Genomic DNA, 7,966 nt, shown 5'->3' with positions numbered 1-7,966 from the left:
TCTGAATCGCTGAACTCTTCGGAAATCGAATCTTCCTCCGAATCGCTGTATTCTTCAGAATTGGAATCCTGTTCCGAATCACTATCTTCGTCCGAATCTGAATCTACTTCTGAATCGCTGAACTCTTCGGAAATCGAATCTTCCTCCGAATCACTGTGTTCCTCTGAACTCGATTCCTCTTCAGAATCGCTATCTTCGCCCGAATCTGAATCCTCTTCTGAATCGCTGAACTCTTCGGAAATCGAATCTGCTTCCGAATCACTTGACTCTTCGGAATTGGAATCCTGTTCCGAATCACTATCTTCGCTCGAATCTGAATCCTCTTCTGAATCGCTGAACTCTTCGGAAATCGAATCTTCCTCCGAATCACTTGACTCTTCGGAATTGGAATCCTGTTCCGAATCACTGAACTCTTCGGAAATCGAATCCGCTTCCGAATCACTTGACTCTTCGGAATTGGAATCCTGTTCCGAATCACTATCTTCGTCCGAATCTGAATCTACTTCCGAATCACTGAACTCTTCGGAAATCGAATCCGCTTCCGAATCACTTGACTCTTCGGAATTGGAATCCTGTTCCGAATCACTATCTTCGTCCGAATCTGAATCTACTTCCGAATCACTATCTTCGTCCGAATCTGAATCCACTTCCGAATCACTATCTTCGTCCGAATCTGAATCCACTTCCGAATCACTATCTTCGTCCGAATCTGAATCTACTTCTGAATCACTTGACTCTTCGGAATCTGAATCCACTTCCGAATCGCTGAACTCTTCAGAATTGGAATCCTGTTCCGAATCACTATCTTCATCCGAATCTGAATCTTCATCCGAATCACTGTATTCATCAGATTCAGAAGCACCTTGACTATCATAAACAGAATCAGAATCCCATAAACTATCAGATAAATCGCTATCAATTTCCTTATCACTGTATTCTACGACACTTTTAATAACGGTTGAGTTATCTTTAACTTCATCGAAACTTGTTGAAATATTAGCTTCTTTAACAGCTACCACTAAACCTGAAATAACTGGCGCTAACTCAAGAGGGTCGGCAAATTCTATCATTCCAGTATTTGGGTCAACCTCAACACCGTTAAGCCTACCAACCTCATCAGTTGTATAAGTTGGTGCTGTTGGATGAATCAACAGATTGCCTTCTACCGCATAAGTGTCTAGCGCCCATTCTTTATAAAAATCATCTAAACCTGCAGGATGATTTACCACACCTGTTATCACATGATTAGTCACTTTATCTCGATAAGTCGTACGCTCAACTCTTGCCGAAATAATCGTTGACTCTTGCTGCCATTCTGGATGATTACGGTATTCATAGTCAATTTGCTGCGTTATTGTTTTTGAGGTCACAATTTTTTCAGTATCATGCACCAGTTCAACAGTATAGACTTGATTATCACTCATCAAGCCACTATAAACTTCCTCGCCCGCAACAAAATCGTTTGATTTAAGCACATAACCGCTACTATCAACATATTCGGCAATTTTTTCGGAAATCGGATAGTTAATAACCTCGTCAGTGAAACCTGTAAGTGTCTCAGTATTTAAAATACGCCCTGTCGTTGCATCAACAAATTTAATAACTGCCGTTTGCTCAGCTGCCCTAAAATGAACTTCCCGATATTGTGGCGCTTTATCCTCTTCAGAATTGTAATTGTCTGTTGTATCCGTTGCCTCACCAGGAATCCCCGTATCACTAAGTGCCACCGTTTCCTGTGAAATACCATCTTTTACTTCTGTTACAACCGCAAGATAACCCGGAAATACCCACGGCATGCCAAGCATTTCAAAATCTTCCCCAGTAAAAGAGTGTTGCGTTACTGTCGAAGTTGCCTGTTCTTTAGGCTCTGTAATTGTTAAGATGCGTTTTTGAATAGACGGCATCAACTTAGTCGTGATAACTTGCTTACTTTTATCAATATTTTTACCATCAACAGGCGCACCATTTGATGTACTATCATAGTGCGTTGAAAATGAATAATTTTTACCATTTGCACCAATCGTACAAGGGTCAGAAAGGCTCAAGCCTTCAAACTGATCAACAACATAATAGCCTTCTGGTACCGTTTCACTAAGCTCCAAAAGAACACCCGTCCGAGCAGAATACGTTTTCACCCCCATATTTTCATCTTTAGGTGCTTGATTAGGATTTTCAAGATTATAATCTTGATTGCGTTTATTGATAATGCGATGTTCAATTTCTTGATAATCGCGTTGATAAATCACATTATAATCTGGAATAGACTTAAAAATAGGCTTAGAAAAATTATTGCCTAGTTGAGTCGTTTCAATCGTCTTTTCATCTACTGTTGCATCAAAAAGATGATAGCCCTCTTTGATAAAAGGTGCTTGATAATAATAACTCGCTGTGACATCATAATTACCAATACCCAGCTTTGAGCCTTCTGGCAATAAAACTTTTGAATCTGGCGCAAGTTGTTGCCCCAAATCATCCACAAAATGAACCTCAGCTTCTTCTGCGGCATAAGTTCCTGTCATATTTGTCAAGGTAATATTTGCAGTTCGCAAATGATTCGTACTGTTACCATTACCGACATAACCAACATAAACAGCAGAATTTTCCGTTTGAGGAATATAGTATCGAACAACTTGCTCAGCACCATTTCTTGATACTGTTCCTGAATTACCTTTATTAGTTGCCCCGCTTGAGCGATTTTCATCAGGCATTGAATAACTTAAAGTCAAAATACGTGTCGCCGCATCATAATCGCCTTGAATTTGTAAGGTCACAGGAGTATTTTTAAGTGAGGTAAAATTTGAATCTTTTCGTAAACCGTCCTGTTCATTACTATCAACTGAATCTGCCAAATTTCCACTTGAAATCAAGGCTGCAAAGCCATCTTGATTGTGGAGACCCGCAAAATACATGTAGCGATCTGCAGATTGCTCAGGCTTGATTGACCCCGATGATTGATCATTATTATCGGGACCAGTGCCAAGTTTATCAAGTAACTCTAGCGGTGTTACATTTGAGACAAAGAAACCCGCAGCAGCAAGTCTTGGATCTTCAGCTGAAACAGTGCCACTGAAAGAGAAAGGCTCGTTGCTATCAAGCCCTTGATTAAATCCTTGAATTGTGTTACCTTGATTGCCGGTATTAAAAGTATTACCTAGCCAAGAACTTGCAATAGCAGGGTTATTTACCGTTCCAATATACTGAGGATCCTCTACTGATGTGACATTATTTCTAAAATCATCAACAATGGATGGCTTTACCCATAAATCACCTGTGGATACATAAAAATCAGGTGATAATACCTCATCACGAGCTAAAAATTGTATGCTATCATTTACCGATTGAACAACAATATCGGCGAGAACTTTAGGTGTAACGCCTGTTACCTGTACAAATGTACCACCCGCAACGGTAGCCAAAACAGAACTAGCATAAAGCCAATGTTTCCCACGTTTCCAAGCCCGATAATGCATCGTTCTAGGCTCCTTACTCTGACGAGATAACCTGTACTCACTTACTCGAATATGCTTTCCAATACTATCAGAAAGTGAAAAGACACGGTTACTCTTGCCTTCAGACAATTTTGTCTTTTTGACAAGTTTCTTCCCCGAAAACTCATCTAATATTTTTTTCATCATTCTAATTCCTTTTCCACGTTTATATAGTCATTAAACAAAGATAACGTAGCGTTCAAGCTAAAGTTAAACGACCATTTTAAAACCATAAAAAACATCTGCAAGTATAGGTATGCGATAAAAAGACTGACGACAAGTTAGCAAAAATTAGCCGACAATCTGTTGTATACTAGATTCGCTATAAAACTGAAACGCAACTTTTGAGCCATTTCTCGTCAATTCTAGGCGATAAGGCGAAAGCGTACAGGTGTACGTTAAGACTTATCAACGACGAAGTGATGAATCTAGCCAAAAGTGTTTTGGTTTTATAGCGAATTGAGTCTGTTTATTTAATTGCGTATACAAGCCTAAATATCGTTTTACCTAAAGAATTTTTTTGAAATATAGTAATATAACTACAAAAGCAAAATGGATTTCGCCTTAAAACGAAACCTTTTATTACTATTTTTATAATTACCTAAGTGTTCACTTCTTAAAAATTTCATTCCTTTTAACAAGACACTATTCACATTACCATTCTAGCAACTTTCAAGATAGTAAAAAAAAAAAGTTCCGATTACGAAACTTTCTAATTTTTTGTTCATTTTAATTTTCGGTCACATGAAATTTTGTGGTTCATTGTCAATGGCAAGCCGCAACTCCCTGTTTTCGCGCACCTGTGTCAAGTCAAGCACTGCATTTAACGCCTGCGTTAGATTAGCCTCAAAACGATACTTGATTAGGAGCTGATAATGGTAGAGATTGTGCGTGCGGGCAATGGGCTTTGGAATCGGACCGAGAATCTGCGCTTTTTCCGTCAGATTCCTCCGCAAAATGGTCATAATTTCATAAGATTTCTTAACCGCCTCGTCCTCATTTTTATGTGAAATAACAATCTGAACCGTATAATAATAAGGCGGATAACCAAGTTTACGGCGGAAGTCCATCTCCGTTTGATAAAAACTTTCATAATCATGTGTCTGCGCAAGTTTAATGGCATAATGATTGGGATTAAAAGTCTGAATCAGCACCTCACCTACTTTATCTGCACGACCCGCACGACCCGCAACTTGTGTGAGCAATTGAAACGTTCGTTCAGATGACCGAAAATCTGGCAAATTCAGCGCTGTATCAGCATTGATGACACCAACCAAAGTCACATTTGGAAAATCTAATCCCTTGGCAATCATCTGCGTACCAAGGAGAATATCCGCCTCGCCAGCACCAAAACTGTTTAAAATTCGCCCATGCGCACCTTTTTTCTTAGTCGTATCAACATCCATTCGCAAAATTCGGACAGTTGGCAATAATTCGGACAACTCTTCCTCAACTTTTTGTGTCCCACTACCATAATAACGAATTTTTTGACTTTGACAATTCGGACAAGCATAAGGAATATTTTCCGTATGCCCACAATAATGACAATTCAGAGTTTTCGTGTCCATATGTAAAGTCAAAGAAATATCACAATTTGGACATTCTGGTACAAAACCGCAATCGCGACACATGACAAATGATGAATAACCACGGCGATTGAGCATGAGGACAACTTGCTCATTTTTAGCGATTTTTTCAGAAATTTTATCAAGCAATACTTGCGAGAATGAAGCCGATTTATCAGAAAGATGTTGGCGCATATCAAGAATTTCAACCTGCGGAATCTGCGCCTTAGCGTTAGCTCTTTGAGTCAAATGCAAGAGCTGATAGACATTTTGCTGAGCACGCGCACGCGTTTCCAAACTCGGTGTCGCAGAACCTAGTACGAGCGCCGCACCATGATACTTCGCCCGCCATATGGCAATATCTCGCGCATGATAGCGCGGATTTGAGTCTTGTTTATAACTTGTTTCATGCTCCTCATCAATAATAATCGCACCGATATTTTCCAAAGGTGCAAAAATTGCCGAACGCGCGCCGACCACGACTTGCGCTTTACCCGCTGCGATTTTCCGCCACTCATCATATTTTTCACCGTCCGACAAACCTGAGTGCATAATTGCCACATTTTCTCCGAAACGCGCGATAAAACGACTGGTCATGAGCGGTGTCAACGAGATTTCTGGCACTAGCATGATTGCCGTTTTGCCCTGAGCGATTGTGTGCGCAATGACTTGCAGATAAACCTCAGTCTTGCCCGAACCTGTCACACCCTCCAATAAAAATGGCTTTTCTGCCGAGTTGATAATGGCTTGGTAAGCGCTCATTTGCTCGGCATTTAGTACCTTCTGCTCATCGGCTGTAATATTTGAGAAGTAATCTTGCGACCGCGACACCTCAACTTCCGTCAAGTTCAAAATGGCTTTCATAAGGAAAAACTTGACCACTTCACGCGAGAATTTTTTGACGAGTTCTGAGTAATCCCACGTTTTTTCCTCAGCACAATCTTGCAAGAACGCTTGCATTTCCAGACGTTTTTTAGCACGTAAAGGAATCGTCAACGCTTTTAAAGCAGTTACGTCAGTCAATGTGACAACCTTTTTTGTCTTGATAGATTCCTTGGCATGCGCCACATATTTGACCGAAATCTTTCCCTCACGATGTAGTTTCATCATGACAGCTTGCTCATTTTCATCCAAACTAGAAAAATGAATCTCAGTCGAATTACCAAAATATTGCGCCGCAACCGTCACATCAGTAGTTGTCAATACCTTATCATAAGAAGAATTGAGAAGATTTGGCAACATGGCTTTTAAAATCGAAATTTTATAAGAAAAGACCGTTTTTCTCATCTCATCAGCCAGTTTAAGTTGCTCATGATTTAAAACAGGCTCAAAATCTAAAACCTCAGAAATTGATTTCAATTCCGAAACATCTGTTTTTCCAGCATCAAAACCAACAACAAAGCCTTGCATCAAACGATTGCCCTTGCCAAATGGCACATGAACTCGCATACCAATCTGAATCAGCGCCACAAGTTCATCAGGTATGGCATAAGAAAACGGTTTATCTGTCTGCATCGTCGGCACATCAACAATGATTTTCGCAATTTTTGGATACATGGCTCTACTCCTAAATGTTTGAACGAGAAAATAAAAAACTGCTCAGGCAGTTTTTATTCAGCATCAGTTTCTTCGGTAAAAACAACAACTTCAGAAACTTCGGGTAACTCAGCTTCAACTGGTACTTCCTCGGTGACTTCTGCAACCACTTTTTCAGCTTCGCCTTTACGTGCCTTAGCTTCTTCATCAGCCTGTTCTTGAGCGATTTTCTCCTTGATTCGACGTTCCTCATCAAGTTTGCGCAAATGTGTCAACTCACGTTTTTCACGCAAAGCAAAGCGTTTTGCCTCAGGAGAGGGATGAATTGTTACCGTTCCTTCAGCAACTTCTTCCAAGGCTTGAAGTGTTGGTTTGACAGATGAAAATTCTTTTGTCTTACGTTCGCCATCACGTAATTCATGCGCACGTTTCGCCTCCAAAACAACCAGTGAATATTTTGAATCGACCTTGTCCAACAAGACATCAATTGATGGTTTTAACATCATAATTTTTTACCTCTTATTCTTGATTCTATTTAACAGTTTGTGTTGCGACATCTAACATCGTTTGATAGCGACTAATTACGCGATCTACACGAAAATGCTCCGCCTCAACAATTTTCTTGACACGCGCAACAGCGAGGGACACCTCATCATTGACCACAGCATAATCATACTCACTCATGAGCTTGATTTCCTCACGCGCTTTTGCCATACGTTCATTGATAACATCAAGACTATCTGTGCCACGACCACTAAGGCGCTCACGCAATTCATCTAAATCTGGCGGTGTCAGGAAAATAAAAACACCATCTGGCACTTTTTCCTTGACTTGAAGCGCACCCTGCACCTCAATTTCAAGAAAAACATCCTTACCTTGATCCAATGTTTGATTCACATACTCAAGTGGCGTACCGTAATAATTGCCGACATATTCCGCATATTCCAGCATTTGACCAGATTTGATTTTTTCCTCAAAATCTTCACGTGTTGTAAAAAAATAATCCTTGCCGTCCACTTCATCAGGACGTTGCGCCCGTGTCGTCATTGACACGGAGTATTCAAATTGATGTTGGCTTGATTCAAAAATCGCTGCCCGTACAGTCCCTTTTCCGACCCCAGAAGGTCCCGAAAAAACGATCAATAACCCACGCTCTGGCATGTTCCACACTCTTTCTAGTTAGCTATTATCCTATTCTATCATAATTTTACTTGTTTGAAAAGGTAAAATTATCTGAGATTTCTCGTTTATATCATTCGAAAGTGATAATGTCCTAAGTAGGTCGAAACATAAAATGTCCCAAATGTTAAACTAATACTTATGAAAAGGATATTACTCACTGTGAATGAATTGGAAAAGTATCGTGTTATCAAGTTA

General features: G+C 40.1%; 3 protein-coding genes and 1 pseudogene. All 4 read right to left on the bottom strand.

The annotated features are described in order from the left end of the window. Positions 1-3,632 (bottom strand): mucin-binding protein (locus Hs30E_RS09855; RefSeq protein ID WP_228462047.1); only part of this gene is annotated, 3,632 nt, incomplete at its 3' end. Between the two features lie 596 nt (positions 3,633-4,228). Next, a complete protein-coding gene (locus Hs30E_RS09850; RefSeq protein WP_172209784.1) occupies positions 4,229-6,610 on the bottom strand; it encodes a primosomal protein N' in 2,382 nt (793 codons plus the stop codon). 173 nt (positions 6,611-6,783) lie between these two features. Next, positions 6,784-7,095 (bottom strand): annotated as a pseudogene (gene rpoZ / locus Hs30E_RS09845) (DNA-directed RNA polymerase subunit omega); the annotation flags it as partial. A 25-nt stretch (positions 7,096-7,120) separates the two neighbouring features. Continuing rightward, complete coding sequence (gmk, locus tag Hs30E_RS09840; RefSeq protein WP_172209782.1) at positions 7,121-7,750, bottom strand: guanylate kinase; 630 nt, start codon at positions 7,748-7,750, stop codon at positions 7,121-7,123. Positions 7,751-7,966: the final 216 nt, after the last annotated feature.

The organism is Pseudolactococcus hodotermopsidis (assembly GCF_011170085.1).
GTDB lineage: Bacteria > Bacillota > Bacilli > Lactobacillales > Streptococcaceae > Pseudolactococcus > Pseudolactococcus hodotermopsidis.
Note: the sequence above shows the minus strand (reverse complement) of the source record. Positions and strands in the feature narration are given on the sequence as shown.